Annotated in this window: 25 protein-coding genes and 1 riboswitch; of the genes, 10 read left to right on the top strand and 15 right to left on the bottom strand. The window is 61.1% G+C overall.

Annotated elements, in window-relative coordinates; translation table 11 throughout:
• Positions 1-41: 41 nt before the first annotated feature.
• Genes JFU58_RS22085 through JFU58_RS22075 form a run of 3 tightly spaced genes read left to right on the top strand, consistent with a single transcriptional unit; the run spans position 42 to position 2577 of the window.
• Positions 42-1283 (top strand): D-amino acid dehydrogenase, encoded by a 1242-nt coding sequence (locus tag JFU58_RS22085; protein ID WP_201142295.1) that lies wholly within the window; start codon positions 42-44, stop codon positions 1281-1283.
• A gap of 10 nt (positions 1284-1293) precedes the next feature.
• Complete coding sequence (locus tag JFU58_RS22080) at positions 1294-1647, top strand: RidA family protein (RefSeq protein WP_201142293.1); 354 nt, start codon at positions 1294-1296, stop codon at positions 1645-1647.
• A 27-nt stretch (positions 1648-1674) separates the two neighbouring features.
• On the top strand, positions 1675-2577 hold the full coding sequence (locus JFU58_RS22075) for a transporter substrate-binding domain-containing protein (RefSeq protein WP_063026559.1): 903 nt from the start codon (positions 1675-1677) through the stop codon (positions 2575-2577).
• 75 nt (positions 2578-2652) lie between these two features.
• Here the strand turns inward: JFU58_RS22075 and JFU58_RS22070 are convergent, their stop codons facing one another.
• Positions 2653-3372 carry a 16S rRNA (uracil(1498)-N(3))-methyltransferase gene (locus JFU58_RS22070; RefSeq protein ID WP_063026561.1) on the bottom strand — a complete coding sequence of 240 codons (720 nt, stop codon included), beginning with the start codon at positions 3370-3372 and terminating at the stop codon, positions 2653-2655.
• 91 nt (positions 3373-3463) lie between these two features.
• The gene (locus tag JFU58_RS22065; RefSeq protein WP_201142291.1) at positions 3464-4870 is read right to left on the bottom strand and encodes an adenosylmethionine--8-amino-7-oxononanoate transaminase; all 1407 of its coding nucleotides are present in this window, start codon (positions 4868-4870) and stop codon (positions 3464-3466) included.
• A gap of 280 nt (positions 4871-5150) precedes the next feature.
• On the opposite strand from JFU58_RS22065, the gene JFU58_RS22060 reads away from it, so the two are divergent.
• Together JFU58_RS22060 and JFU58_RS22055 are read left to right on the top strand one after the other, a co-directional pair.
• On the top strand, positions 5151-5702 hold the full coding sequence (locus JFU58_RS22060) for a cytochrome b (protein WP_063026565.1): 552 nt from the start codon (positions 5151-5153) through the stop codon (positions 5700-5702).
• Positions 5703-5734: 32 nt separating this feature from the next.
• Entirely contained in the window at positions 5735-6331 is a 597-nt protein-coding gene (locus JFU58_RS22055) for a YceI family protein (protein ID WP_010167625.1), read from the top strand.
• A 70-nt stretch (positions 6332-6401) separates the two neighbouring features.
• Here JFU58_RS22055 and JFU58_RS22050 read toward each other — a convergent pair whose 3' ends face one another.
• The 5 genes from JFU58_RS22050 to ahcY form a co-directional block, all read right to left on the bottom strand.
• Positions 6402-8288: a DEAD/DEAH box helicase gene (locus tag JFU58_RS22050; RefSeq protein ID WP_017476487.1), complete on the bottom strand. Its 1887-nt coding sequence runs from the start codon at positions 8286-8288 to the stop codon at positions 6402-6404.
• Positions 8289-8510: 222 nt separating this feature from the next.
• Positions 8511-9314: a substrate-binding periplasmic protein gene (locus JFU58_RS22045; protein WP_201142289.1), complete on the bottom strand. Its 804-nt coding sequence runs from the start codon at positions 9312-9314 to the stop codon at positions 8511-8513.
• A gap of 70 nt (positions 9315-9384) precedes the next feature.
• Positions 9385-10467, bottom strand: coding sequence for a hypothetical protein (locus tag JFU58_RS22040; protein WP_063026569.1), 1083 nt, complete (start codon positions 10465-10467; stop codon positions 9385-9387).
• Between the two features lie 75 nt (positions 10468-10542).
• The gene (gene metF, locus JFU58_RS22035) at positions 10543-11388 is read right to left on the bottom strand and encodes a methylenetetrahydrofolate reductase [NAD(P)H] (RefSeq protein WP_063033886.1); all 846 of its coding nucleotides are present in this window, start codon (positions 11386-11388) and stop codon (positions 10543-10545) included.
• A 174-nt stretch (positions 11389-11562) separates the two neighbouring features.
• Positions 11563-12972: an adenosylhomocysteinase gene (gene ahcY, locus JFU58_RS22030; RefSeq protein ID WP_003216850.1), complete on the bottom strand. Its 1410-nt coding sequence runs from the start codon at positions 12970-12972 to the stop codon at positions 11563-11565.
• A 21-nt stretch (positions 12973-12993) separates the two neighbouring features.
• A riboswitch (S-adenosyl-L-homocysteine riboswitch) is annotated at positions 12994-13099 on the bottom strand.
• Between the two features lie 198 nt (positions 13100-13297).
• Between ahcY and JFU58_RS22025 the strand changes: the two genes are divergently transcribed.
• Both JFU58_RS22025 and JFU58_RS22020 read left to right on the top strand, forming a co-directional pair.
• Positions 13298-13702 carry an acyl-CoA thioesterase gene (locus tag JFU58_RS22025; RefSeq protein WP_201142287.1) on the top strand — a complete coding sequence of 135 codons (405 nt, stop codon included), beginning with the start codon at positions 13298-13300 and terminating at the stop codon, positions 13700-13702.
• A 76-nt stretch (positions 13703-13778) separates the two neighbouring features.
• Complete coding sequence (locus JFU58_RS22020) at positions 13779-14666, top strand: formate/nitrite transporter family protein (protein ID WP_063026573.1); 888 nt, start codon at positions 13779-13781, stop codon at positions 14664-14666.
• On the opposite strand, the gene JFU58_RS22015 is transcribed toward JFU58_RS22020, so the two are convergent.
• Together JFU58_RS22015 and JFU58_RS22010 are read right to left on the bottom strand one after the other, a co-directional pair.
• Positions 14660-15925 carry a cation:proton antiporter gene (locus JFU58_RS22015; protein ID WP_063026575.1) on the bottom strand — a complete coding sequence of 422 codons (1266 nt, stop codon included), beginning with the start codon at positions 15923-15925 and terminating at the stop codon, positions 14660-14662. The two genes, JFU58_RS22020 and JFU58_RS22015, sit on opposite strands and share 7 nt — an antisense overlap.
• Positions 15926-15998: 73 nt before the next feature.
• Positions 15999-17168, bottom strand: coding sequence for an MFS transporter (locus JFU58_RS22010; RefSeq protein ID WP_201142285.1), 1170 nt, complete (start codon positions 17166-17168; stop codon positions 15999-16001).
• A gap of 198 nt (positions 17169-17366) precedes the next feature.
• Between JFU58_RS22010 and JFU58_RS22005 the strand changes: the two genes are divergently transcribed.
• Both JFU58_RS22005 and JFU58_RS22000 read left to right on the top strand, forming a co-directional pair.
• On the top strand, positions 17367-18200 hold the full coding sequence (locus JFU58_RS22005) for an EamA family transporter (protein WP_063026578.1): 834 nt from the start codon (positions 17367-17369) through the stop codon (positions 18198-18200).
• Positions 18201-18231: 31 nt separating this feature from the next.
• Positions 18232-18618, top strand: a complete 387-nt coding sequence (locus JFU58_RS22000; RefSeq protein ID WP_017476476.1) for an MAPEG family protein — start codon at positions 18232-18234, stop codon at positions 18616-18618.
• A gap of 54 nt (positions 18619-18672) precedes the next feature.
• Here JFU58_RS22000 and mltA read toward each other — a convergent pair whose 3' ends face one another.
• Positions 18673-19845, bottom strand: a complete 1173-nt coding sequence (gene mltA / locus JFU58_RS21995) for a murein transglycosylase A (protein ID WP_201142283.1) — start codon at positions 19843-19845, stop codon at positions 18673-18675.
• Positions 19846-19973: 128 nt separating this feature from the next.
• Between mltA and JFU58_RS21990 the strand changes: the two genes are divergently transcribed.
• A complete protein-coding gene (locus JFU58_RS21990) occupies positions 19974-20423 on the top strand; it encodes a c-type cytochrome (RefSeq protein WP_017476474.1) in 450 nt (149 codons plus the stop codon).
• A gap of 6 nt (positions 20424-20429) precedes the next feature.
• On the opposite strand, the gene JFU58_RS21985 is transcribed toward JFU58_RS21990, so the two are convergent.
• The 5 genes from JFU58_RS21985 to JFU58_RS21965 form a co-directional block, all read right to left on the bottom strand.
• Positions 20430-20825, bottom strand: a complete 396-nt coding sequence (locus JFU58_RS21985) for a DUF1090 domain-containing protein (protein ID WP_063026582.1) — start codon at positions 20823-20825, stop codon at positions 20430-20432.
• 81 nt (positions 20826-20906) lie between these two features.
• Positions 20907-22580: an NAD-dependent DNA ligase LigB gene (ligB, locus tag JFU58_RS21980; protein WP_177025651.1), complete on the bottom strand. Its 1674-nt coding sequence runs from the start codon at positions 22578-22580 to the stop codon at positions 20907-20909.
• A gap of 110 nt (positions 22581-22690) precedes the next feature.
• Complete coding sequence (locus JFU58_RS21975) at positions 22691-23032, bottom strand: hypothetical protein (protein ID WP_017476471.1); 342 nt, start codon at positions 23030-23032, stop codon at positions 22691-22693.
• A gap of 222 nt (positions 23033-23254) precedes the next feature.
• Positions 23255-24445, bottom strand: a complete 1191-nt coding sequence (metK, locus tag JFU58_RS21970; RefSeq protein WP_017476470.1) for a methionine adenosyltransferase — start codon at positions 24443-24445, stop codon at positions 23255-23257.
• A gap of 19 nt (positions 24446-24464) precedes the next feature.
• A complete protein-coding gene (locus JFU58_RS21965) occupies positions 24465-25460 on the bottom strand; it encodes an ArsR/SmtB family transcription factor (RefSeq protein WP_201142281.1) in 996 nt (331 codons plus the stop codon).
• Positions 25461-25612: the final 152 nt, after the last annotated feature.

The raw sequence follows: 25612 nt of genomic DNA, 5'->3' as shown, positions 1-25612 counted from the left end.
TCTAACCTTCAAGCCTGACATCGCACGGTTAAGGGACGCACATGGCTCAGCAGGTTTGCATCATCGGTGGTGGAGTTATCGGCCTGGCGAGTGCCTACGCCCTGGTGCGTGCCGGTATGCAGGTGACTGTGGTCGAGGCTCGGGAAACCCTGGGCAGCGAGACCAGTTTCGCCAATGGCGGACAGCTGTCCTACCGCTATGTCGCGCCGTTGGCCGACAAGGGCGTGCCGCTGCAAGCCATCGGCTGGATGCTGCGCGGTGACTCGCCGCTGAAGCTGCGCCCGCGCATGGACCCGGCGCAGTGGCGCTGGATGGCGTCGTTCCTGGGTGCCTGCCGTGGCTCGGTGAACCAGCGCAATGCGGGCCATCTACTGCGCCTGGCGTCCCTGAGCCAGGACACCCTGCAACGCTGGCGTGAAGAGGACCAGTTGGGGGATTTCCACTGGCGGCGCAATGGCAAGCTGGTGACCTTTCGCAGCCTCGACAGCTATGAGCGCGCGCTGAATAAAGTGACCGACCCGTTGCAGCAACAAGTGCTCTCGGCGGCGGACTGCGCACGGCTGGAACCGACCCTGGACGGTGCCAGTTTTGCCGGCGGTATCTATACGCCCAATGAAGAAGTCGGTGACTGCCATGGGTTCTGCCAACAGTTGGCGGCGCGGCTTGAAGCGTCGGGGCGTTGCACGTTCCTGCTGGGGCGTAAGGTGACGGGGATTCTCCACAGTGCGGGCACCGTGCAGGCGATCGAGATGGGCAGTGAGCGGCTGCCCTTGCAGCACCTGGTGCTCGCCGCCGGGCACCGCAGCCCCGAGCTGGCCTTGCCCGGCATGTCGCTGCCGCTCTATCCCCTCAAGGGCTACAGCCTGAGCGTGCCGATTGGCGCGCAGCATCAGGCGCCGAACATCAGCATCACCGACTACGACCGCAAGATCGTCTATGCGCGCATCGGTGAGCAGCTGCGGGTGGCGGCGATGGTGGACATCGTCGGCTTCGACACCCGCCTTGAACCCAAGCGCCTGGCGCTGATTAAACGTCAGGCGCTTGAGACGTTCCCGCTGGCCGGAGATTACTCGCAGGCGGTCGAATGGGCCGGCATGCGCCCGGCCACGCCTACGGGTGTGCCGCTGATTGGCGCCAGCGCTTATAGCAACCTGTGGCTTAACCTCGGCCACGGCGCCCTTGGGTTTACCCTGGCTTGCGGCAGCGGCCAGGTGCTGGCCGAGTTGATTGGCCGGCACACCACTTCCATTGATATGCAGGGCTTCGCGCCCCGTGCCGCTTGAGGATGTTTAGATGACCATCACCCGAATCAACAGCAACAGTCGCCTGTCTGGCGCCGTGGTGTTTCAGGACCTGGTGTTTTTGTCCGGCCAGGTGCCGGGGGAAGGGCGCGATGTGACGACCCAGACCGAAGAGGTGTTGGCCAAGATAGATGCGCTGCTGGCCGAGGCCGGCAGCGACAAGGATCATCTGCTGAATGCGACCATCTACCTGAACAATATTCAGGAGGGTTTTGCGCCGATGAATGAAGTCTGGTCCGCCTGGTTGTCGCCGGGGCAGGCACCGACGCGTACCACGTTGCAGGCACAGTTGGCGCGACCGGACGTGCTGGTCGAGATCAGTGTCATTGCGGTGCGCCGTACCTGAACCTTTAACCACCAACGGAGAATAACAATGCAAAAAATCACGTTGATCGGCTGCACCCTGGGGCTGTTATTGGGGGCTCAGGCCCATGCCACTGAGGCCCCCTTGGACGGCACGCTGAGCAAGATCGCCAACGCCAAGAGCATCACCCTCGGCTACCGCGATGCCTCGGTGCCGTTTTCCTATGTGGGTGACCACAGCGGCAAGCCCATGGGCTATTCGGTGGAGCTGGCGAACAAGATCGTCGAGCGTATCCAGCAGAAAACCGGCGTGCCGAAGCTCAACGTGAAGTACAACCTGGTGACTTCCCAGACCCGCATAGCCCTGGTGCAAAACGGCACCGTTGACCTCGAATGCGGTTCCACCGGTGTGACGGCCGAGCGGCAGAAGCAGGTGGCGTTTTCCTACGGGTTTATCTACGTGAAGGGCCAGTTGCTGACCGCCAACGACAGCGGCATCAAAAGCTTCGCCGACCTGCAAGGCAAGAACGTGGTAACCACCGCCGGTACCACCAACGAGCGGTTTCTCAAGAGCTACAACGTTGATCACAAACTGAACATGTCGGTGATCAGCGCCAAGGACCATGGCGAAGCCTTCCAGATGCTGCAATCGGGCCGGGCGGCGGCGTTCTACATGGACGACGCATTGCTCTACGGCGAGCGCGCCAAGGCCAAGGACCCGCACAAGTGGGTGGTGGTGGGGGAAGAGCAGTCGCGGGAAATCTACAGCTGCATGGTGCGCAAGGACGACCCGCAGTTTCTCGCGGTGGTCAACGAGACCCTGGCCGGGCTGTACAGCTCGGGGGAGATCAACGGGATTTACCAGCGCTGGTTTGAGCAGCCGATTCCGCCCAAGGGCCTGAACCTGGAATTCCCGATGACCAGTGAGTTGAAGGCGATTATTGCGACGCCTGTGAGTGACCCGGTGGAGTAGTGGAGTGGAAACCCGATCAAAATGTGGGAGCAGGCAAGCCAGCTCCCACATTTGATTGGGTTTGCAAGGCAGGGTTTAGAAGTCGCCCCAGAGTTGTTGGGCTACGGCCAGCGCCACGACCGGCGCGGTTTCGGTACGCAGTACCCGTGGGCCCAGGCGTGCAGAATGAAAACCCGCACCTTGTGCCGTCTCGACTTCCCCATCAGTCAATCCACCCTCCGGCCCGATCAGGAAGGCCAGGCTCCCAGGCTTGGCGTGGCTCACCAGCGGCTCGGCTACCGGGTGCAGCACCAACTTCAAATCCGCCTCCGCCTGCTTCAACCAATCTGCCAGCAACAGCGGTGGGTGAATCACCGGCACCCGCGAGCGACCGCATTGCTCGCACGCGCTGATCGCCACCTGCCGCCAGTGCTGCAGGCGTTTGTCGGCACGTTCGTCCTTGAGGCGCACTTCGCAGCGGTCGCTGAAGATCGGGGTGATTTCATTCACCCCAAGCTCGGTGGCTTTCTGGATCGCCCAGTCCATCCGCTCGCCACGGGACAGGCCCTGGCCGAGGTGAATCTGCAAGGGCGATTCGACCTGCCCGGCGAAGGTTTCGGTGACCTGCACCACCACGCGTTTTTTACCGACTTCCAGCAAGCTGGCGCGAAACTCCTGGCCGGAGCCGTCGAACAGTTGCACGGCGTCGCCTTCGTTCATACGCAAGACGCGGCTGATGTAATGCGCCTGGGCCTCCGGCAGCTCGTGGTCGCCAAGGCTCAGGGGGGCGTCGACAAAAAAGCGGGACAGTCTCATTTCTGTTCTCGGAAGAAATACAAAACCTGTGGGAGCCGAGCTTGCTCGCGATCGCGGCAGCCCGTGCACCCGATTAATCAAGTGAACTCAATCAGCCCGGATCACGAAACCCCGGGTGGAAATCCTTGGGCACCGCCACGCTGACCTTGCTGTTGGTGGCGATATCAATCCCTTCGCTGGCCACTTCAGCCAGGAAGTCGATCTGCTCCGGGGTGATCACATACGGTGGCAGGAAATACACCACGCTGCCCAACGGCCGCAGCAACGCGCCACGTTCCAGGGCATGCTCGAATACCTTCAGGCCACGGCGTTCCTGCCACGGGTAGGCGGTCTTGGTGGCCTTGTCCTGCACCATCTCGATGGCCAGCACCATGCCGGTCTGGCGCACTTCCGAGACATGGGGATGATCCACCAGGTGCGCGGTGGCGGTTGCCATGCGCTGGGCAAGGGCCTTGTTGTTTTCGATGACGTTGTCTTCTTCGAAGATATCCAGGGTTGCCAGGGCCGCCGCACAGGCCAGCGGGTTGCCGGTGTAGCTGTGGGAATGCAGGAAGGCGCGCAGGGTCGGGTAGTCGTCGTAGAAGGCGTCGTACACATCGTCGGTGGTGATCACCGCCGCCAATGGCAGGTAGCCGCCGGTCAGGGCCTTGGACAGGCACAGGAAGTCCGGGCGGATGCCGGCCTGTTCACAGGCGAACATCGTGCCGGTGCGGCCAAAGCCCACGGCGATTTCGTCGTGGATCAGGTGCACGCCATAGCGGTCGCAGGCTTCACGCAGCAGCTTGAGGTACACCGGGTGGTACATGCGCATGCCGCCGGCGCCCTGGATCAGCGGTTCGACGATCACGGCGGCCACGGTGTCGTGGTGTTCGGCGAGGGTCTGTTCCATGGCCAGGAACATGTTCCGGGAATGCTCTTCCCAGCTCATGCCGTCGGGGCGCAGGTAGCAGTCCGGGCTCGGCACCTTGATGGTGTCCAGCAGCAAGGCCTTGTAGGTTTCGGTGAACAGCGGCACATCGCCTACCGACATCGCGGCGATGGTTTCGCCGTGATAGCTGTTGGTCAGGGTGACAAAGCGCTTCTTGTTCGGCAGGCCACGGTTGAGCCAATAGTGAAAGCTCATCTTCAGCGCGACTTCGATGCACGACGAACCGTTGTCGGCGTAGAAGCAGCGGGTCAGGCCTTCGGGGGTCATCTTCACCAGGCGCTCGGACAGTTCGATCACCGGCTGGTGGCTGAAACCGGCGAGGATCACGTGCTCCAGCTGGTCCACCTGGTCCTTGATGCGCTGGTTGATGCGCGGGTTGGCGTGGCCAAACACGTTGACCCACCAGGAGCTGACGGCGTCGAGGTAGCGTTTGCCTTCGAAGTCTTCCAGCCAGATGCCTTCACCGCGCTTGATCGGGATCAACGGCAGTTGCTGGTGGTCTTTCATCTGGGTGCAGGGATGCCACAGCACTGCAAGGTCGCGTTGCATCCACTGATTATTCAAACCCATGTTCATTCTCCTCGAAGCGGCTCGCGACGTGCGCGGGCGAAACAATCGCGCAAGCCTATGCAATGCAGACGTGTGTCACAACCCATTGCGAGTTTGAAGCGTAAATTGGTGGTAAACGCAGGACAGTCCGTCACGTTTCTTCTGGATAGTCCTTAATCTCTTGTTAACTTACTCTGCATACGCTCTTGATCGTATTTCTCGATATTTCAAAGCGAAATTTTCCGCTTTAATTCGATAGGTAAATCGATAGTCTTGCCACAGCTCTTACGGGATTTGGGACATGCAACTACGTAATTCACCGGCCCGCTATGGCTGGGTCAGCATCGTTTTGCACTGGGGCGTGGCCCTGGTGGTGTTCGGTCTGTTCGCATTGGGCCTGTGGATGGTCGGTCTCGACTACTACAGCACCTGGCGCAAAGACGCCCCGGACCTGCACAAAAGCATTGGCATCACGCTGTTCGCCATCATGCTCGTGCGGATCGTCTGGCGCCTGGTCAGCCCGCCGCCACCACCGCTTGCCAGCTATAGCCGCATGACGCGTCTGGGGGCTGCGTTTGGCCACGCATTCCTGTATCTCGGGCTGTTTGCCGTGATGATTGCCGGTTACCTGATTTCCACCGCAGACGGTGTCGGGATCCCGGTGTTTGGCCTGTTTGAGATTCCTGCACTGGTTTCCGGGCTACCGGACCAGGCAGACACTGCAGGCGTGGTGCATTTGTACCTGGCCTGGGTATTGGTGGTGTTCGCCGGCCTGCATGGCGTGGCCGCGCTGAAACACCATTTCATTGATCGTGATGTGACCCTGGTTCGTATGCTGGGGCGCAAAGCCTGATGTTCAACCTCGACTCACAAGGAATAGAAAGCATGTTGAAAAAGACTCTCGCCGCTCTGGCCATCGGTTCTGCCCTGCTGACTGCCGGTCAGGCGATGGCAGCTGACTACGTTGTCGACAAGGAAGGCCAGCACGCCTTCGTTGACTTCAAGATCAGCCACTTGGGCTACAGCTTCATCACCGGTACCTTCAAGGACCTGGACGGCAAATTCAGCTTCGATGCTGCCAAGCCTGAAGACAGCAAGATTGAGTTCAACGTCCGTACCGCCAGCGTGTTCACCAACCACGCCGAACGTGACAAGCACATCGCCAGCAAAGACTTCCTGGACGTTGGCAAGTTTGCCGACGCCAAGTTCGTCTCCACCAGCGTCAAGACCACCGGCAAGAATGCTGCTGGCCAAGTCACTGCTGACGTGACCGGCGACCTGACCTTTCACGGCGTGACCAAGCCGATCGTCGTCAAGGCGACCTTCCTGGGTGAAGGCAAGGATCCATGGGGCGGCTACCGTGCCGGCTTTGAAGGTACTACCTCCTTCAACCGCCAGGACTTCGGCAAGCAGATGGACCTGGGCCCAGCGTCCAACACGGTTGAGCTGTACGTGACCTTTGAAGGTGTGAAAGCGAAGTAAATTTTCGCCGGCCACACAAAAATGCCCCGGATCTCGCGATCCGGGGCATTTTTTATGACGCTTTGAAAACTCAGCGGTTGCGGGTCAGCAGCGCCGGTTTTTCACCACGTGGACGGCCCGGCAGTTGATCCAACTGCTCAGGTGTCAGCGTGCGATCGCTTTTCGACTCTTTGTGGATGATCTTCGGTGCCGGGCCGCCGCGCGGGTTTTGTACCGCTGGCTCAGACAGGCGAGGTTGATCATCACGGGCCGGGCGACGGTTGCGGGACTCTTCGCGACGGGCCTGGCCGTCACGGGGTGCACCGTTGCGCGGGCCGCTGCGCTTGGCAGGCGGGGTGCCGGTGGTGGCGCCGTTGCTGCTGCGCGGACCGTTCTGGCGACCTTGTGGCTGGCCGCCGGTGCGTGGTGCAGAACCTGCGCCTGCGCCCTGGGCGGGAGCGCCCGGACGACGACCACGGCCCTGGGCCGGCTTGGCCTGGGGCACGTAGTCAACGCGGTTACCGAAGTTGTCCACGTCGTCGTCCAGGAACTCGTCCGGAGCACGGTCGGCAGCAGCACGTGGCGGTTGGCTCGGCTGGCGCTGTTCGCGGGCCGGGGTGCCTTCACGGGGCTTTTGCTCACGGGCCGGGCGTTCGCCACGGCCATTGGTCGCAGCCTTGTCCTTGCCGCCCTTGTCCTTGCCCTTGTCTTTACGACCGCCACCACCGCCGCCGCCGTTCGGGCCATCGCCCTTCGGACCGCGTGGGTTGTTGCGCGGGTTACGCACGTCCGGACGCTCGCGCACTTCAGGCTTCTCAGCCTCAACGGCGCTGGAGTCGAAGCCCATCAGGTCGCCATCGGCGATTTTCTGCTTGGTCATGCGCTCGATGCTTTTCAGCAGCTTTTCTTCGTCCGGTGCGACCAGGGAAATGGCCTCGCCCGAACGACCGGCCCGGCCGGTACGGCCGATACGGTGCACGTAGTCTTCGTCGACGTTTGGCAGCTCGAAGTTGACCACGTGGGGCAGTTGGTCGATGTCCAGGCCGCGAGCGGCGATGTCGGTGGCGACCAGGATGCGCACTTCACCGGCCTTGAAGTCGGCCAGGGCTTTGGTGCGGGCGTTCTGGCTCTTGTTGCCGTGGATCGCGACGGCGGTGAGGCCGTGCTTGTCCAGGTACTCGGCCAGGCGGTTGGCGCCGTGCTTGGTGCGGGTGAAGACCAACACCTGTTCCCACGCGCCGGCGGTGATCAGGTGGGCCAGCAGCGAACGCTTGTGAGCGGCCGGCAGGCGGAATACGCGCTGCTCGATACGCTCGACCGTGGTGTTCGGCGGTGTGACTTCAATACGCTCCGGGTTGTGCAACAACTTGCCCGCCAAAGCGGTGATGTCGTTGGAGAACGTGGCCGAGAACAGCAGGTTCTGGCGTTTGGCCGGCAGGCGCGCGAGGACCTTTTTCACGTCATGGACAAAGCCCATGTCGAGCATACGGTCGGCTTCGTCCAGCACGAGTATTTCCACGTGGGACAAATCGACGCTGCCTTGGCCGCACAGGTCAAGCAAACGACCCGGGCAGGCAACCAGCACGTCGACACCACGGGACATGGCCTGAACCTGTGGGTTCATGCCGACGCCGCCGAAGATGCAGGCGCTGACGAACTTCAAGTCGCGGGCATACAGCTTGAAGCTGTCATGCACTTGGGCGGCGAGTTCGCGGGTAGGGGTCAGGACCAATACGCGCGGTTGGCGCGGGCCGTGACGCTGGGATTTGTCCGGGTGACCGTTGGGGAACAACCGCTCCAGGATCGGAAGGGCGAAGCCGCCGGTTTTACCAGTACCTGTCTGAGCCGCAACCATCAGGTCGCGGCCTTGCAACACGGCGGGAATGGCCCGCTGTTGCACCGGAGTAGGCTCGGTATAGCCCGCTGCCTCGATGGCGCGGACTAAAGCCTCGGAGAGACCGAGGGAAGCAAAGGACATGAGTAATCCTGTTTTAGTTAGGGCTTGGCCCAGAGGGATAGTCTTGCCTGGCGTGAATGGCGTTTAGATGAACGCAATCCCGTCCGGTCCTGCTGGGGCTGGCAGGCACTCAGACGGCTCGCGCGGGCTTGAAAGCTGCGCTGTAGCGGGGTCGGGTGCCTTTTGCAAGACCGAAGCGTCCGGGCGTAAGCCTGGCGGAAAGGCCGGAGTATAACAGAGCAATCACTTCGCGCTGCTTTCCTGCTGCTCAACGGTGCTTGCAGGCAGGGCTGATGCGCTGGTTTGGAGGCTCGCACCGGCATATTTGGCGCTCAAGGCCGCGTAGGCCGGCTCTTGCTTGAAGCGTTTGAGTTCGGCGGCAAAGCGTTGCACCAGCAAGTCCATGCCGGCACCCCGGCGCACGGCCAGGAACTGTGGCTGGCTGCTGACCACCTGGGGCGCCTGGGTGATCTGGTGCTCAAGTCCGAGGGCCTTGAGCACATACTGGCCGACCCGGCGGTCCGTGATGACCAGGTCGATCCGGCCAAGGGCCAGCTTGCCGAAGTTGGCCTCGTGGCTGGCGGCCGGTTCCTGCTTGAACAGGGTGGACTCGCTGAATTCGGCGCCATAGAGGTAGCCCGGTGAAGTGCCGATGGTCAGGCCGCGCAGGTCTTCGAAGGACTGGAAGGGATGCGGGCGCTCGTTGGCATAGAACAGCACGAACTCCACCTCGGACAGCGGCTCGCTGGGGTACAGCAGCACCGCATCGCGTTCGTGGCTGTGGAAAATATCCAGCGCGCCATCGGCCTGGCCCTGGTCGAGCATCGCCAGGCAGCGCTTCCAGGGCAAGAATTGCCAATCCACGTCGATGCCCAGGCGCTGGAACACAATCACCGTGGTCTCGTAGTCGAGCCCGCGCATGGTGCCGTGGTCGTCATACACGTAAGGCGCCCAGGGCTCGGTGACAATACGCAATTTCTCGCCATGGGCGCCGAGGCTCAGGCAAGCGAAAAGAACAGCAGTCAACAACCGGAAAGTGACAGGCATGCCCTGAGATTACGACTGTGGCGGGCTAAAGAGAAGCTCTGGCACAGCGATCTGCGGGCACCTGCAGGTTTTACTTGCCCGGAGATTTGATCAAGTGTTCGTAGATCGCCTCGCGCCGCTCACCGAGAATCAGCCGCACCACGGGATTGGCAAACCAGTGCTCCAGCAGGTGGGCATCCACGGGTCGACCCTGGCGCTCTTCCTGATTTTGTCGGGCCTTGTCCCACCAAACCGGGCCACACGCCTGGTCGAATTCGTTCTCATGTTCATAGCAACCGTAGAGAATTTCCCGGATGAACTGCTGCTGGTGCTTGGGCAATGCCAGGGTGATCAGCTTGTACATCAGTCGTTGCAGGCGCGGCGGGCGGGGCAGGTGAGCGGAGACCTGGCGGGTATCGTCCAAGGCCGTGGCGCTGGTGGGGTTAGCCCCGTGCTTGGTGATCCACGCCTTGACCTTGGCGCGGAACAGCTGCTTGCGGCTCCAGTAGTGGTGGATCAGGTCTGGGCATTCGCGCACATTGAGGGTGCGATAGGCGGCGATCGACAGGCAGAACTCTTCCAGGGTGTAGGCGCCCTGGGCATGGGGAAACAGTTCGTCCATCAACTCGATCGAACGGTCGAGGATGTGCGCGTCCTGCTGCGTCAGGCCCATGACCCCGGAGTTGAGGGTCATCATGTCGTCGTCGGCCACGCCCATGTCCAGCAGGCGCTGGTACAAGGCGCTGTACAGAATGCTTTCGTGGTTGTCGCCGTACTTGGTGTAGAAGGCGTTGCACAGCAGGGTGCCGGGCTGCACGCGTTCAAACAGCGCCAGGGGCGAATGGTGGAAAAACGTGTCGGTGTCGATCAGCAGCGCCACTTCCGATTCTTGCAACACTTGCCGCAGCACCACGTGCTTGGTGCGGAAGTGGTAGCCATGGGGCTCGCTCCAGCGTTTGCGCGTGGCTTCGTCCAGCGGGCGTACCCGTACCGGCAGCAGGCGATAGGGCTCGGGGTTGTCGCTGAAGACCTGGATGTCGATGCCGGCATCCGGCGTATCTCGCAGGAAAGCCAGGGCGCTGGCGATGCTGAATACCGCTTCCTGATGGTAAGTCTCTGCGCCGAATACCAGGTAGACCAGTTGCGGGCGGGACGTCGGGGCGGTTGTATTCATGGACTGCAGGATTCCGTGGGCGTTTAGAACGGCAAAGGCCCTCATTATGAGGGCCTTTGCATTTCGGAACAGACCTTAGCGTGGCAGCTTCAGGTTGTTCCAGACAGCGAGGCTAGGCTCAGCCTGGTTCAGGGTATAGAAGTGCAACCCTGGCGCGCCACCTTGCAACAATTGTTCACACATCTCGCTGATGACCTGCTCACCGAACGCCTGGATGCTCTTGACGTCGTCGCCGTAGGCTTCCAGTTGTTTGCGAATCCAGCGTGGGATTTCAGCGCCGCAGGCGTCAGAGAAGCGCGCCAGTTTGCTGTAGTTGGTGATCGGCATGATGCCCGGCACGATCGGGATATTTACACCCATCGCCTGTACACGTTCAACGAAGTAGAAGTAGCTTTCTGCGTTGAAGAAGTACTGGGTGATCGCGCTGTTGGCGCCGGCGTTGGCCTTGCGCACGAAGTTCTGCAGATCGTCTTCGAAATTGCGCGCCTGGGGGTGCATCTCCGGGTAAGCGGCCACTTCGATATGGAAGTGATCGCCGGTTTCTTCACGGATGAAGCTCACCAGGTCATTGGCGTAGCGCAGCTCGCCGCTGGCCATGCCCATGCCGGACGGCAGGTCACCGCGCAGGGCGACGATGCGCTTGATGCCGGCTTGCTTGTATTGGGTCAGCAGGCTGCGCAGGTCGGCCTTGCTGTCACCTACGCAGGACAAATGCGGAGCAGCAGGGACTTTGACTTCGCTTTCCAGCTGCAACACGGTGTTGATCGTGCGATCGCGGGTGGAGCCACCGGCACCGTAGGTGCAGGAGAAGAAATCGGGGTTGAAGCTGGCCAACTGCTTGGCAGTCGCCATCAGTTTTTCATGCCCAGCATCGGTCTTGGTCGGGAAGAACTCGAAGCTGTAGCGACGGTCTTGGGACATGGTCATACCTATGGAAACTCATAAAGCCAGAAGGTGTACACCGTCAATGTGGGAGCGGGCTTGTGTGGGAGACGGGCTTGCCCGCGATGCAGGCACCTCGGTGCGTCAGTCACACCGAGGTGATGCTATCGCAGGCAAGCCAGCTCCCACTTAAGCCGGTGCCTACAGTAGGACTTAGTAGCGGTAAGCGTGCGGCTTGAACGGGCCTTCGACCGTCACGCCGATGTAGTCGGCCTGGGTCTTGGTCAGTTGAGTCACTACGCCGCCGAAGCCGCGGACCATTTCCAGGGCCACTTCTTCGTCGAGTTTCTTCGGCAGTACTTCCACGGTCAGGCGCTCGGCTTTCTGGGCGGGCGACAGGTCGGCGTATTTCTGGCCGAACAGGAAGATCTGGGCCAGTACCTGGTTGGCGAACGAGCCATCCATGATGCGGCTTGGGTGGCCAGTGGCGTTGCCCAGGTTCACCAGACGGCCTTCGGCCAGCAGGATCAGGTAGTCATCGTTCTGTGGGTCGAAATCACCCGCACCGGTACGGTGAACCTTGTGTACCTGTGGCTTCACTTCTTCCCATGCCCAGTTCTTGCGCATGAAAGCGGTGTCGATTTCGTTGTCGAAGTGACCGATGTTGCACACCACGGCGCGCTTTTTCAGGGCCTTGAGCATGTTCGAGTCGCACACGTTCACGTTGCCGGTGGTGGTCACGATCAGGTCGATCTTGCCCAGCAGCGCTTTGTCGATGCTCGCTTCGGTGCCGTCGTTCTGGCCGTTGATGAACGGCGAAACCACTTCGAAACCGTCCATGCAGGCTTGCATGGCGCAGATCGGGTCAACTTCGGAGACTTTAACGATCATGCCTTCCTGACGCAGGGACTGGGACGAGCCCTTGCCCACGTCACCGTAGCCGATCACCAGCGCTTGCTTGCCGGACAACAGGTGGTCGGTACCGCGCTTGATCGCATCGTTCAGGCTATGACGGCAGCCGTACTTGTTGTCGTTCTTGCTCTTGGTCACCGAGTCGTTGACGTTGATGGCCGGGATTTTCAGCTCGCCCTTGGCCAGCATGTCCAGCAGGCGGTGAACGCCGGTGGTGGTTTCTTCGGTCACGCCGTGGACGCGGTCGAGGATCTGCGGGTACTTCTTGTGCAGCAGCTCGGTCAGGTCGCCGCCGTCGTCGAGGATCATGTTGGCGTCCCATGGCTTGCCATCCTTGAGGATGGTTTGCTCCAGGCACCACTCGTACTCTTCTTCGGTCTCGCCTTTCCAGGCGAACACGGCGATACCGGCAGCAGCGATAGCGGCAGCGGCCTGGTCTTGAGTCGAGAAAATGTTGCAGGACGACCAACGTACTTCGGCACCCAGGGCAACCAGGGTTTCGATCAGCACGGCAGTCTGAATGGTCATGTGGATGCAGCCGAGAATCTTCGCGCCCTTGAGCGGCTGCTCAGCGGCGTACTTGCGACGCAGGCCCATCAGGGCCGGCATTTCGGATTCGGCGATAAAGGTTTCGCGACGGCCCCAGGCAGCGAGGGACATGTCGGCGACTTTGTAGTCGGTAAAACCTGCAGGCGTGATTACAGCGCTCATGAAGAGCCTCCATTCGTAGTGTGCGAATGGGCGCCGTTGTGCGTTTAGTATCCAGCTGGCTAACCAGGCCGGACAACGCCCCATCCGAGCCTGACAGGTCGAGCCTGCTGCAGCGCCCCTCGGACAGGTGGCGGGAGAACGGTATCAATCGAAGATGACCGTTTTGAAGCGGAGGCGATTATAGCCGCCCGCGCCTGACTTCTAAAGTCTTTCTGTCGGCGGCATGAAGATCGCTCATGGGGTTGATAGGCAATGGCTCATAGAGCTTGGGCCCGGCCTCTGCCATGATGTTGCCCATCATTTCGCAACACGCTTTGGAGTGAACATGAACTTCCACACCCGCAAATGGGTAAAACCCGAAGACCTCAACCCCAACGGCACCCTGTTCGGTGGCAGCCTGCTGCGCTGGATCGACGAAGAAGCGGCCATCTACGCGATTGTTCAGTTGGGCAACCAGCGGGTGGTGACCAAGTACATCTCTGAAATCAACTTCGTCAGCGCCTCGCGCCAGGGCGACATCATCGAACTGGGCATCACTGCCACCGAGTTCGGTCGTACCTCCATCACCCTGACCTGCGAAGTGCGTAACAAGATCACCCGCAAGAGCATCCTGACCGTGGAAAAAATGGTCTTCGTAAACCTGGGTGAAGACGGTCTGCCGGCGCCCCATGGCCGCACCGAGATCAAGTACGTGAAGGATCAGTTCCAGGCGGAAGGCCTCGGCGAATAATCCTGCGCAGGGCCAGTGAACGCTCTTGATCGACCATAGGTCGTACCTGAATATCGCCCCCCGTTCAGGTATCACCATGGCCACGCAAGAAGACGGCAAGACCCCCAATCTGTCGCAGGAAGAGCAGCACGACGTCGACAAGAACCAGCCGCCTCGCGCGGCGGTTCTGCATGAGATCATCCGCACTCAAGGCGATCAAGAACTGGAGCGCAACGTCGCCGCGTTGTGGTGGTCGGCGCTGGCCGCCGGCCTGACCATGGGCCTGTCGCTGATGGGCATGGGCTTGCTCAACTCGCGCCTGCCGGATGGCGAAGAGTTCAAGGTGATCGCCAGTTTTGGTTACTGCGCCGGCTTTCTTGCCGTGATCCTCGCCCGTCAGCAGTTATTCACCGAAAACACCCTGACCGCGGTGTTGCCGGTGATGAGCAAACCCACGTTGAAGAATTTCGCACGCCTGCTGCGCTTATGGGCCGTGGTGCTGGTGGGCAACCTGTGCGGCACCTTGCTGGTGGCGTACGTGATGCTGCACTTGCCGATCTTTGACACCAAGACCGACCTGGCCTTCCTGGAAATCGGGCGCAAGGTCATGGAAAACGACGCCTACCAGATGTTCGCCAAGGGCATCGTGTCGGGCTGGATGATCGCCACCATGGTCTGGATGATCCCGTCCATGGAGAGTGCCAAGATCTGGATCATCATCCTGATCACCTACCTGATGGCACTGGGAGACTTCACCCACATCGTGGTGGGCTCGGCGGAAGTGTCGTACCTGGTATTTGCCGGCGAGCTGCCGTGGAAAGACTTCTGGCTGGTGTTCGCCGGGCCGACATTGGCGGGCAATATCATCGGCGGCAGCTTTATCTTTGCGCTGATCAGCCATGCGCAGATTCGCAGTGAAAGCAGCTTGCCGGGCAAGGCTGCTGCGGACCCGAGGCATCCGCAGCAGATCAAAAAGGATCAGTGAGTCTCCGGCACCGCAGCAGGCGCTGGCTCATCCTTGGTCACATGCTTGACCAGCTTGCCGATGCTCAAGCCCTGCAACAGGATGGACGACAGCACCACGATGTAGGTGATGCTCAGCAGCAAGTCGCGCTCCGGGCCCAGCGGCAGGGCCAGGGCCAGGGCCACGGAAACCCCGCCGCGCAGGCCGCCCCAGGTGAGGATGCGGATAGTGCCGCGGGGCACTGTGCGCCAGCGCCGCAGCAGCAGGATCGCCGGGGCCACCGTCAGCAGGCGTGACAACAGGATCGCCACCGCCAGCAAACTTGCCGCCAACACGTGCAGCCAGTTGAACGGCAACAGCAAAAGCTCCATGCCGATCAGCGCGAACAGCAGGGCGTTGAGCATGTCATCGAGCAGTTCCCAGAAACCGTCCAGGTAGCGGCGGGTCATGTCGTTCATTGCCAGCTTGCGGCCAAGGTTGCCGATGATCAGCCCGGCGACCACCATCGCAATCGGTGCCGAGACGTGCAGCTCGGTGGCCATCGCCGAACCGCCGATCACCAGGGCGAGGGTGAGCATTACTTCGATCTGGTACTGCTCGATGCTCTTGATCATCAGGTACACGATGTAGCCGATCAGCCCGCCGAACACCACGCCACCGATCGCCTCATGGGCAAACAGCATGGCCGTCGCGCCGACCGTAGGCGTTTCACCCAGTTGCGCGATGCCCAGCAACACGGTGAACACCACCACCGCCGTGCCGTCGTTGAACAGCGATTCGCCGACGATGGTGGTCTTCAGTGGTTTCGACGCGTTGGCGGTCCGCAGCACCCCGAGTACGGCAATCGGGTCGGTGGGAGAAATCAGCGCACCGAACAGCAGGCAGTACAGGAAGCTCACATGCCAGCCGAACAGGGCAAAGATGTAGAAGGCCAGGCTGCCGATCACCACGGTGGCGATCAATACGCCGAAGGTGGCGAGCAGGCCGATGGGCCAGCGGTAGCTGCGCAGGTCGCTCAGGTTTACGTGCAAGGCGCCGGCGAACAGCAGGAACGAGAGCATCCAGTTCATCAGCAAGTCGCCGAAGTCGATCTGGCCGATCAACTGCTGGATGCGCTCTTCAAGGCCGGGGTAGCCGATAAAGCTCAAGCCTTGTAGCAGCAGGGAAAACATCAGCGCCGTTACCATCACACCGATGGTGGGCGGCAGGCCGATGAAGCGGTAGTTCACGTAAGTGAGCAGGGTGGTCAGGCAAATAAACGCAGCGACAAGTTCAAGCATCCGGGGTCCTTGGATGGAGGAGTGAGTGGAGATCAACTGTGGGGCTGGACAGCTCCCACACAGAACACATTTATCAGTTGGGTACGTTGACCGCAGTTGTACTGCGACGTTGCAGGTAGATGAAGAAAAGTGCCGTCAGCACTGTCAGGCAGCCGAGCAGTGCGCCGGTCCACGGTAAGTCCGACAGGTCGGCACCGCTGGCCACCACCATCCCGCCGATCCAGGCGCCGGCCGCGTTGCCCAGGTTGAAGGCGCTTTGGTTCAGGGTCGAGCCCAGGTTGGGCGCTTCGTGGGCCTGGTCGATGATCAGCAGTTGCAGGATCGGGCACAGGGCAAAGGCGAACACGCCCCACAGCAGCAAGGTAATCGCGGCCGGAATCACCGAGTGGCTGGTTTGGGTGAACACCGCGAGTATCAGCACCACCGCCAGGGCCATGCCTACCAGCGAAGGCAGCAGGCGGCTGTCGGCCAGGCGACCGCCAAGCATGCTGCCCGCCGTAAGGCCGACGCCGAACAACAGCAACATCAGGGTGATGCCGTGGGGGCTGACGCCAGTGATGTCCTGCAGGATCGGTGCGATATAGGTGAAGACGCTGAACAGACTGGTGGACGCCAGGGCACTCATGCCCAGGGCCAGCAGCACGTTGGGTTTGGTCAGCACCTTGAACTCGCTGGCGAGGTTGGCCTTGTCCATCACGATGTGCTTGGGCAACCACAGCCATTGGGCCACGGCGGCAATCACGCCGATCACCGACACCGCCCAGAACGTCGAGCGCCAGCCGGCGTATTGGCCCAGCGCGGTGCCCAGCGGTACGCCGAGCACGTTGGCCAGGGTCAGGCCGGTGAACATCATCGCAATCGCCTGCGCCCGTTTGTTCGGCGCCACCAGGCCGGCGGCCACCACCGACCCGATGCCGAAGAACGCCCCATGACACAGCGCGGTGACCACCCGGGCGGCCATCAGCGTCGCGTAGTTCGGCGCCAGGGCGCACAGCACATTGCCGAGGATGAACATCACGGTCATGCCCAGCAGCGTGGCCTTGCGCGGCATGTTGGCAGTGCCGATCGCCAGGATCGGTGCGCCGAACACCACGCCCAGGGCGTAGCCGGTGATCAGCAGGCCGGCGTTTGGAATGCTCACGGACAGGTCGCGGGCGACATCGGGCAGCAAGCCCATGATGACAAACTCGGTGGTACCGATGCCAAAGGCGGCAACGGCCAGTGCAAGCAAGGCGAGCGGCATGCGAGGATCTCCTGTCGGTAATCGTGACGCTCTGATCAGGCATACGCATGCCGAGGCCCGAGTCGGTGAGGATTGGGCAGCAGCAGAAATTTATTGGTCTAGGTCTTTGCGCAACTGAGTGCGGCGTGGTCGGCTTTAGTATAAACAGGTGCTGAAATATGGCGAATCAAATCTGCTTTTTCTGACTGGGGAGTCACCGTGATCGCAACAGCTCTGGTACTGGTAGCGGCGTTGTTGCACGCGACGTGGAACACCTTGATCAAATTCAGCGGCGAGCGCCTGTTGGTCATCGCGTGCATGGACACGGTGGCGTTGTTGTTTGTGGTGCTGGCGGTGGGGTTTGTATCGTTTCCACCGCTGGAAATCTGGCCGTGGATCATCGCCTCGGCACTGTTTGAATTGCTCTACCGCTACCTGCTGATCCAGGCCTATCGCGTCGGTGACCTGGGGTTGGTGTACCCGCTGATGCGTGGCTTGTCGCCTCTGGTGGTGCTGGCGTTGACGTTGGTGTTTGCCGGTGAGGTGCTCAGTACCCAGCAGATCCTTGGCATTCTGCTGATTCCGTTCGGCATGCTGTGCCTGTTGTGGCAGGGCGGCGGTGGCGACCGGTTGCCTTGGTCGATGCTGCCGGTGGTGGCGTTGATCGGCCTGTGTATTGGCTGCTACACCTTTCTGGATGGGCAGGCGCTGCGGCGCTGGTCACACCCGCTGGACTACCTGGTGTGGCTGACGCTGATCAGTGCGTGGCCGTTTCCGTTGCTGGCGATGGTGCGCAAACGGGCGGCGTTCGGGTTGTTCTGGCGCACGCAGTGGCGGCTGGGGCTGAGTGTCGGGTTGTGCGTGTTGTTGAGCTACGCTCTGGTGCTTTGGGCCATGCAGTTGGGCTCGATTGCCGAGGCTGCCGCGCTGCGGGAAGTCAGCGTGATTCTGGTGGTGCTGTTCGGCATGCGTTACCTGAAAGAACCTTTCGGCCGCCCACGGCTCATAGCCTGTGGGTTGGTGCTGATCGGCATGTTCGTGATGAAACTCTAACCGTCGGACAAAACTAAAAAAGGAATGGGTTATGACAGTCGCTTTCTGGTGTGTGTTGATCGCTATTTTTCTGCCGTATCTGTGCACGGGCGTGGCCAAGTTCAGCGGTGGCAAGTTCGGGCCCCGGCAGAACCATGACCCCCGAGCTTTCCTGGAAACCCTCGAGGGGTTCGCCAAGCGTGCCCACAGTGCGCAACTCAACAGCTTTGAAGTGACCCCGGCCTTCGCGGCGGCGGTGATCATTGCCCATTTGGCCGGCGCTGCGTCGCTGGTGACGATCAACGTATTGGCGGTGCTGTTTATTACCAGCCGGCTGCTTTACATCATCTGCTACCTGGCGGACTGGGCGATTCTGCGGTCGGTGGTATGGGCGGTGGGGATGGCGTTGATTGCGAGTTTCTTCTTTGTCTCGATCTGAAGCCTGACACTGTTCAAATGTGGGAGCGGGCTCCCACATAGACCGTGGTGTTCTTCAGGTGCCTGTCGGCGCATCGGGCACTTTCGGCAGCGCTGCGCCTTTGGGCCACAGCATCCAGATCTGGCCCTGCTGCTTCATGTTGCCCGCCAACTCACCAGCGGCATCACCGGTTCCCCAGAACAGGTCGGCCCGCACTTCACCGGTAATTGCACCACCGGTATCCTGCGCGGCCACCGGGCGGGCAATCGGTGCGCCGTCCGGTCGCGTAGTCGATAGCCATAACAGGCTGCCCAGGGGAATCACCTTGCGATCCACCGCAACGCTATAACCCGCGGTCAGCGGCACGTTCAGCGAACCACGCGGGCCTTCGTTGCTGTCGGGGCGAGCGCTGAAGAACACGTAGCTGGGATTGCTTGCCAGCAATTCAGGAATACGTTGCGGATGTGCCTTGGCCCAGGCCGCGATGGCGCCCATGGTCACGTCTTCTTTTTTCAGCTCGCCTTGCTCCACCAGCCAGCGGCCAATGGGGCGGTATGGGTAGCCGTTCTGGTCGCCGTAACCGACGCGCAATTGGCGGCCATCGGCCAGTTGGATGCGGCCCGAACCCTGAATCTGCAGGAATTGCAGGTCCATCGGATTGGTCAGCCAGGCGATGGGCTTGGCGGTTGAGCCTTGCTGGTTGATGGCGCTGGCGTCGTCATAGGGTTTGAGTACCCGACCTTCCAGGCGGCCGCGCAGGCGTTTGCCCTTGAGCTCCGGGTAGATGCTTTCCAGGTTGACGATGATCAGGTCATCCGGTACGCCGAACACCGGCACATGGGCGGTGGCGGTTTCGGTCAGGCTGCCGGGGTAAACCGGTTCGTAGTAGCCGGTGATCAGGCCGTTGGGGCTGTTGTCGGCCGAACGCAGGCCGTAGACATCAAGGTTGGCCTTGAGGAAGTCGCGAATCGCTACTGCCGTCGACGGCACAGTGGCCGATGCCGCGCACGTCGTGCCCCACACCGGGTCAGCCTTGAGTCGTTGACAGGCACTGCGCCAGGATTCAAAGCCGGCTTGCAGGTCAGTGTCCGACACGGCCGGCAGGTTTTCCCAGGTCGCGCCGACGTAGGTGGCGATGGCGTGGGGTTTGGCTTTCTCGTCCTTGCCGGTGTCGCAACCGGCCAGCAACGCGATCATTGGCAGGGCCCACGCCAAGCGGCGGCACCAGGGTTTAAAGCGGGTATTCATACACAAAATTCCTGAAGCGATTGCCCGCGCGGGTAGGCGCTCGAACAACCCTTATTATTAATAGGGGTATTGGTCTTTACGGGCGGGGCGAGGATACTGGCCGCCGTTTCCCGTGACCTTGAGCCATCATGACTTTTAAAAGACTGACCATTGTATTGCTGGCCTGCCTGACACTGTCCGCCTGCGGCGGGGTTGATCCGAATTCGCCCCTTGGCCAGCGCAAGGCCATTTTCAAGCAGATGCTCAAGACCGGCGAAGACCTGGGCGGCATGCTGCGCGGGCGCATTCCGTTCGACGGCGCCAAATTTGCCGAAGGCGCGGTCAAGCTTGATGCGTTGTCCCATGAACCGTGGAAACATTTCCCGAGCGTGCGTGAGGAAGACCACACCAGCGCCAAGGACGACGTGTGGCAGCAACAGGCACGCTTCCAGGAGATGGCCCGCAACCTTGAAGCGGCCACCGGTGAATTGGTGATCGCCAGCCAGGTCCAGCCCTACAAGGCCAGCAACCTGGGGCCGGCCGTGCAGAAAGTCGAAGATGCCTGCACCGCGTGCCATAAACAGTTTCGCGATCATTGAGGCGTCTTACTTGTCCAGTTCGTCCAGGGCTTCCTGCAGGTCCTTGCGTGACTGGGCCAGCTTGTCCTTGCGCTTGTTGATCTTGTCGGAATCACCTTTTTTCATCGCCTTGTCGAGGTCGGCCTGACGGCGGCTGACCTCGTGCTTGGCGTCGAGCACCTTGTTTTCGCGCTCCTTTTTCAAGGAGGCGTCGGTGCAATTGGCAGTGACTTCACTCAAGGCTTTTTCCAGGCCGGCTTGCTGCTCGCTGTTGCCGTGGGCCTTGGCTTGTTCGATCTGGGTGCTGATGGCCTGGCGCTTGGCGGCGCAGCCGGTGAGTTGCGGGGCTTCGTCGGCCGCCAGTAGTGGTGTGGCCATAAAGGTTGCGACGGTCAACAGGGCAAAAGGTGCGAGAAACTTCATAAAGACTCCAAGGCAAACAAGGTCGCAATCAGGTGGGCAGGATGAATTCTGCCGGCACCGGTTAATGCTGTGGGGCAGAGGTCAAAAACCATCTATCCCGGCAGCCCGTAATGTTTCACCCAAGGCCAGCACCTGCGGGTCGCGAAAAAAAGCGCTCAGTTGCGCCGCGCGGCCCGGGCCTATGCCGTCTTCGGCCAGCCAGGCTTGAGTGTCTTTGGCGGCCAGGGTTTGCCAGCCGCCTTGTAGATTGTTGCGGGCCGTGGGCGGTACTCCCAGGGCCATCAGCCATTGCGCGAACGGTCGCTGCCGGGCGCTGCGCAAGCTGTCGAGTAAACGTGCGCTGCTGCGTTCACCTAAGCCATCAATGTTAGCAAGCTCTGCCTCATCCAGGGTTAACCAATCGAGCAGCCCGCCGATTAGACCGGCCTGAATCAAAGTGTTCCAGGTTTCACGGCCGATATGTGGCAGGGCCAGCCCCTGGGCGCCGCTCAGCCAGGTCAGGCGCGCGAGCAATTGTTCCTCACAGCCTGGGGCCAGTTTCCAGCAACTCAGCGGATGAAAGTTGTTGGCCTGGGGGATCTGCAATTCGACCCGTGGCTGGCTGCGCAGCACGACGTGGTCAAGACGCGGAATGACCTGGCCGGCAAGGCTGATGGACACCTGGTCGCCCGGGCGAATATCCAGTTCCCGCCAGCGTTTCAGGGAGCCAACACTGACCCTGCTGATTTTCCGGTCATCCAGCAGTACCGGCTCCAACTCCAGGATGGAGGTAATGCGCCCGGTGCGACCAATCTTGAAATGTACCTTGCGCACATGGGCCAGCGCCTTGACGACCGGGTATTTCCAGGCAACCGCCCAATAGGGCGAACTGACCCGCCAGCGCTCGGCCGGCGCCCGCTGGCTTTGATGCAACACCACGCCGTCGCTGGCAAAGGGCAGTGGGTGGCTTTGCCAGTAGCTGCGCCAGTGCGCCGCTTCGGTAAAGTCCTTGATCGGGTGGCTGTAGCGCCTACTGTCGGTGAAGCCCCATTGCGCAAGCTGGCTCAGTCGTTTGGGAAAATCCTCGGGACCGTGGGGCCAGGCCCATACAAACAGGCCGATTCCGGCGGCTTCGGCTTCGCTCAACTGACGGCGGTTCATCAGCCCAGCCACTTTGCTGCGGGCGCCGAGGCCACCTTTGGCGGCCTGAACGTGGTCATTCAGTCGCCAATAGAGTTCGCCTTGCAACAACAGGTCTACGGGTTCGGGCAGTTGCTGGACGATCCCGGGAATCCTGCGGGCGGAGGCTGACCAATCCTGCCCCAGCCGGCCATCGCCACGACTGATGACCCGGCTCAGTCGGCCTTTGCGGTAAACCAGGGTGACGGCGACGCCATCGACCTTGGGCTGAATCCACACGTCCTGGCGAGAGCTCAGCCAGGTTTGAACGGCATTGTCGTCCAGCAGTTTTTCCAGGCCGGTGTGTGGCGTCGGGTGAGCGATGGTGCCTCGCGCGCTGGCCAGCGGATTGTCCTTGGCCGGCGCGGAGGGGGCGAAACAACTGCGCCATTGGGCAAGGCGCTGGCGGGCCTGGTCATAGAGTTCATCGCTGATCAATGACTGGCCGAGTCGGTGATAGCTGTCATCCCAGAGGTGGACTTGCTGCGCCAGGGTGGCGATCTGAGCCTGGGCGTGATCGGCCTCCCAGTCGGGACATTCCTGCGCCCACGCAATAAGCGACGAGACGCTGAGTAAAAAGAAGAACAGTAAGCGCATAGGCAACGTCATCATGAGCATCCTTGCTCTGAAAGGGCGCCCAGCCTAAGTCATCCCTGCGGGCATAAAAAAGCCCCGCAACCGCGAGGCTTTTTACCCGATGTTTCGGTTTACTTGAACAGACCACCCAGGGCTTTCACGGTGTCGTTGCTGTCCGCCTTGGCCTGCTGCTTTTGTTGGCTGGCATCGAGCTTGGCCTGGGATTCGCCGACTTTTTTGCAACCTTTGTTTACTTGATCCAGGGCGGCCTGCATGGCCTTCACTTTCAATTCTTCGCCATTGGCTTTGGCTGCGTCGACCTTGGCTTGCAGGTCTTTGCCCTGTTTTTCGCAATCGCCGGAAGACACGCCCAACTGGGAAGTCAGGCCGCTGAGTGCGCTCAAGTCGGCGTGCGCCGGCAGGGCAAACAGGCTGAGCAGAAGGGCGGCAGGGGCGAGTGTGGAAATGCGCATGGAAAACCTCAATGTACGATTGCCTGCGCGCTTATCGACCCCGGGCAGGCGCAGTGCAATATCCAATAAGAGGTGAAGGCCCGGGAGGGCGCGGATTCTAGTGGGCCATCATTTAGCCTGCAAGCATTGGATCCAAAAAAGTGAGCATTGCCCGCAACTCATCCGGCAATAAAAAGCCCCGCCGGGATAACCCGGCAGGGCTTTGTGTACACCGTAAGGCGATTACAGGCCGGCGGCGGTCCGCAGGTCGTTGGCGCGGTCGGTCTTTTCCCAGGTGAACGTGGTGAAGGTGTCGTTGCCAACAGTCTTCTGCTCTGGGGTGCGACCGAAGTGGCCGTAGGCCGCGGTGTCCTGGTACATCGGGTGCAGCAGGTCGAGCATGGTGGTGATTGCGTAAGGGCGCAGGTCGAAGATTTCACGCACCAGCTTGACGATCTTGTCGTCGCTGATCTTGCCGGTACCGAAGGTGTTCAGCGAGATCGACGTAGGCTGAGCCACACCGATGGCGTAGGACACCTGGATCTCGCAACGCTCGGCCAGGCCGGCAGCCACGATGTTCTTGGCTACATAACGACCGGCGTAGGCGGCGGAACGGTCAACCTTGGATGGATCCTTGCCGGAGAACGCACCGCCGCCGTGACGGGCCATGCCGCCGTAGCTGTCGACGATGATCTTGCGACCGGTCAGGCCGCAGTCGCCCACCGGGCCACCGATGATGAACTGGCCGGTGGGGTTGATGTGGAACTGGGTGTCCTTGGTCAGCAGTTCGGCAGGCAGTACGTGCTTGACGATCAGCTCCATGACGCCTTCGCGCAGGTCGCTGTAGGACACGTCCGGGTTGTGCTGGGTCGACAGCACGACGGCGTCGATGGCGACGACTTTGCCGCCTTCATAACGGCAGGTCACCTGGGACTTGGCGTCCGGGCGCAGCCATGGCAACGCACCCGATTTACGGGCTTCGGCCTGGCGCTTCACCAACTGGTGGGAGAAGGTGATCGGTGCTGGCATCAGCACGTCGGTTTCGTTGCTGGCGTAGCCGAACATCAGGCCCTGGTCGCCGGCGCCCTGATCTTCAGGCTTGGCACGGTCGACACCCTGGTTGATGTCCGGGGACTGCTTGCCGATGATGTTCATCACGCCGCAGGTCGCGCCGTCGAAGCCGACGTCGGAGCTGTTGTAGCCAATGTCGATGATCACGTCACGAACGATCTGCTCCAGGTCTACCCAGGCAGAGGTGGTGACTTCGCCGGCGATGATCGCCACGCCCGTTTTCACCAGAGTCTCGCACGCCACTCGGGCGAACTTGTCTTCAGCAATGATGGCGTCCAGCACCGCGTCAGAGATCTGGTCGGCGATTTTGTCCGGATGCCCTTCAGACACGGACTCGGAGGTGAAAAGGGAGTATTCGCTCATCTCGATGTTTTCCTGATATTTACCGATGGTGAGTGTCGCCAGCCGGCCGCTGAAAATGGCGGACCTGAATCTGGAAACCATTACGTAAACCTACATAGAGGCTTTCCCCGGGAACGAGTCCCACAGCGGTGGCCCAACGGGCCAGATCGTCCTGTTCAAAACCCAGCCAGAGATCACCGCAGGCCTCCCTGGCCCAGCTCTGGTTGTGGCTGCATAAATCCGTGACCAACAGGCTGCCGCCTGGTTGCAGCAAATTCGCCATCTGCTTGAGGGCTTCTGCTGGGGCTGCGAAATGGTGCAGGACCATGTTCAGCACCACGCAATCGGCCCGCAGGCTGGTGTCATTCAGGGCGTCCGCCAACTGCAGGTGGACGTTGCCCAGTGCCTCGCGTTCACACAGTTGGCGGGCCAGCTCCAGCATCGCCGGGCTGTTGTCCAGCGCCGTGACCTGATGAAAGCGCCGCGCCAGCTCCGGCAGAAAACCGCCGTCACCGGGACCCACTTCAACCGCCGTGGCTTCATTACTGAAGCTCAGCTTGTCCAAAAGTGCCAGCACGCTTTCGCGGTATTGCGCCAGGCCGGCGATCAGATCCTGCTGGGCGCGAAACTTCTCGGCTACCCGTGAGAAAAAGTCCTGGCTGGCTGCAGCGCGTTGTCCGTGCACCTGGCTGATGCGCGACTGGACCTCGGCCGGCAGGGCCAGGCTGTCTATTTCTTCCAGCAGCGCAGCGTGCAGCTTGCCGCCCAACTGTTCGGTATGGGGCAGGGCGCGACGGTAAAAAATCGCATTGCCTTCACGGCGGGTTGCCACCAGGTCGGCCTGGGCCAGTACCTTCAAGTGATGGCTCATGCCGGACTGGCCGATGGCGAAGATCTGCGCCAGCTCCAACACTCCGAACGAATCGTTGGTCAGCGCGCGCAGTACATTCAGGCGCAACGGATCACCGCCGGCCTTGCACAGGGCTGCCAGCTCGTCGCTGTCGTCGGGGCGAATGGAAGATGCGCTCAGGTTCATAAGGCCAGCAGTCTAGTGAGGGTGGGAAAACCCCGCAAGGGCAATATCAAAAAGTTTTGATATTGGTCGATAATCGGTGGTTATAAGCAGCCGCTATAACCCATAGACGAAGCGGTAAACCGTTTCTCCAGCCAATCCGCAGGAAAAACACC

The sequence above is a fragment of the Pseudomonas sp. TH34 genome, assembly GCF_016650865.1.
GTDB lineage: Bacteria > Pseudomonadota > Gammaproteobacteria > Pseudomonadales > Pseudomonadaceae > Aquipseudomonas > Aquipseudomonas yamanorum.
The sequence above is the reverse complement of the archived record's forward strand: the minus strand, read 5'-3'. Positions and strand labels throughout refer to the sequence as shown.

What these genes read in the sequence shown, in the direction of transcription:
- JFU58_RS22080 (WP_201142293.1), top strand. Translation starts at nt 1,294, where the DNA reads ATGACCATCACCCGAATCAACAGCAACAGTCGCCTGTCTGGCGCCGTG.
- JFU58_RS21975 (WP_017476471.1), bottom strand. Translation starts at nt 23,032, where the DNA reads ATGCGCATTTCCACACTCGCCCCTGCCGCCCTTCTGCTCAGCCTGTTT.
- JFU58_RS22020 (WP_063026573.1), top strand. Translation starts at nt 13,779, where the DNA reads ATGGCCACGCAAGAAGACGGCAAGACCCCCAATCTGTCGCAGGAAGAG.
- JFU58_RS22000 (WP_017476476.1), top strand. Translation starts at nt 18,232, where the DNA reads ATGACAGTCGCTTTCTGGTGTGTGTTGATCGCTATTTTTCTGCCGTAT.
- JFU58_RS22045 (WP_201142289.1), bottom strand. Translation starts at nt 9,314, where the DNA reads ATGCCTGTCACTTTCCGGTTGTTGACTGCTGTTCTTTTCGCTTGCCTG.
- JFU58_RS21990 (WP_017476474.1), top strand. Translation starts at nt 19,974, where the DNA reads ATGACTTTTAAAAGACTGACCATTGTATTGCTGGCCTGCCTGACACTG.
- metF (WP_063033886.1), bottom strand. Translation starts at nt 11,388, where the DNA reads ATGTCCCAAGACCGTCGCTACAGCTTCGAGTTCTTCCCGACCAAGACC.
- JFU58_RS22070 (WP_063026561.1), bottom strand. Translation starts at nt 3,372, where the DNA reads ATGAGACTGTCCCGCTTTTTTGTCGACGCCCCCCTGAGCCTTGGCGAC.
- JFU58_RS22075 (WP_063026559.1), top strand. Translation starts at nt 1,675, where the DNA reads ATGCAAAAAATCACGTTGATCGGCTGCACCCTGGGGCTGTTATTGGGG.
- JFU58_RS22040 (WP_063026569.1), bottom strand. Translation starts at nt 10,467, where the DNA reads ATGAATACAACCGCCCCGACGTCCCGCCCGCAACTGGTCTACCTGGTA.
- JFU58_RS21985 (WP_063026582.1), bottom strand. Translation starts at nt 20,825, where the DNA reads ATGAAGTTTCTCGCACCTTTTGCCCTGTTGACCGTCGCAACCTTTATG.
- JFU58_RS22050 (WP_017476487.1), bottom strand. Translation starts at nt 8,288, where the DNA reads ATGTCCTTTGCTTCCCTCGGTCTCTCCGAGGCTTTAGTCCGCGCCATC.
- JFU58_RS22060 (WP_063026565.1), top strand. Translation starts at nt 5,151, where the DNA reads ATGCAACTACGTAATTCACCGGCCCGCTATGGCTGGGTCAGCATCGTT.
- ahcY (WP_003216850.1), bottom strand. Translation starts at nt 12,972, where the DNA reads ATGAGCGCTGTAATCACGCCTGCAGGTTTTACCGACTACAAAGTCGCC.
- JFU58_RS22015 (WP_063026575.1), bottom strand. Translation starts at nt 15,925, where the DNA reads ATGCTTGAACTTGTCGCTGCGTTTATTTGCCTGACCACCCTGCTCACT.
- JFU58_RS22085 (WP_201142295.1), top strand. Translation starts at nt 42, where the DNA reads ATGGCTCAGCAGGTTTGCATCATCGGTGGTGGAGTTATCGGCCTGGCG.
- JFU58_RS22055 (WP_010167625.1), top strand. Translation starts at nt 5,735, where the DNA reads ATGTTGAAAAAGACTCTCGCCGCTCTGGCCATCGGTTCTGCCCTGCTG.
- JFU58_RS21965 (WP_201142281.1), bottom strand. Translation starts at nt 25,460, where the DNA reads ATGAACCTGAGCGCATCTTCCATTCGCCCCGACGACAGCGACGAGCTG.
- metK (WP_017476470.1), bottom strand. Translation starts at nt 24,445, where the DNA reads ATGAGCGAATACTCCCTTTTCACCTCCGAGTCCGTGTCTGAAGGGCAT.
- JFU58_RS22065 (WP_201142291.1), bottom strand. Translation starts at nt 4,870, where the DNA reads ATGGGTTTGAATAATCAGTGGATGCAACGCGACCTTGCAGTGCTGTGG.
- JFU58_RS22025 (WP_201142287.1), top strand. Translation starts at nt 13,298, where the DNA reads ATGAACTTCCACACCCGCAAATGGGTAAAACCCGAAGACCTCAACCCC.
- ligB (WP_177025651.1), bottom strand. Translation starts at nt 22,580, where the DNA reads ATGCGCTTACTGTTCTTCTTTTTACTCAGCGTCTCGTCGCTTATTGCG.
- JFU58_RS22010 (WP_201142285.1), bottom strand. Translation starts at nt 17,168, where the DNA reads ATGCCGCTCGCCTTGCTTGCACTGGCCGTTGCCGCCTTTGGCATCGGT.
- mltA (WP_201142283.1), bottom strand. Translation starts at nt 19,845, where the DNA reads ATGAATACCCGCTTTAAACCCTGGTGCCGCCGCTTGGCGTGGGCCCTG.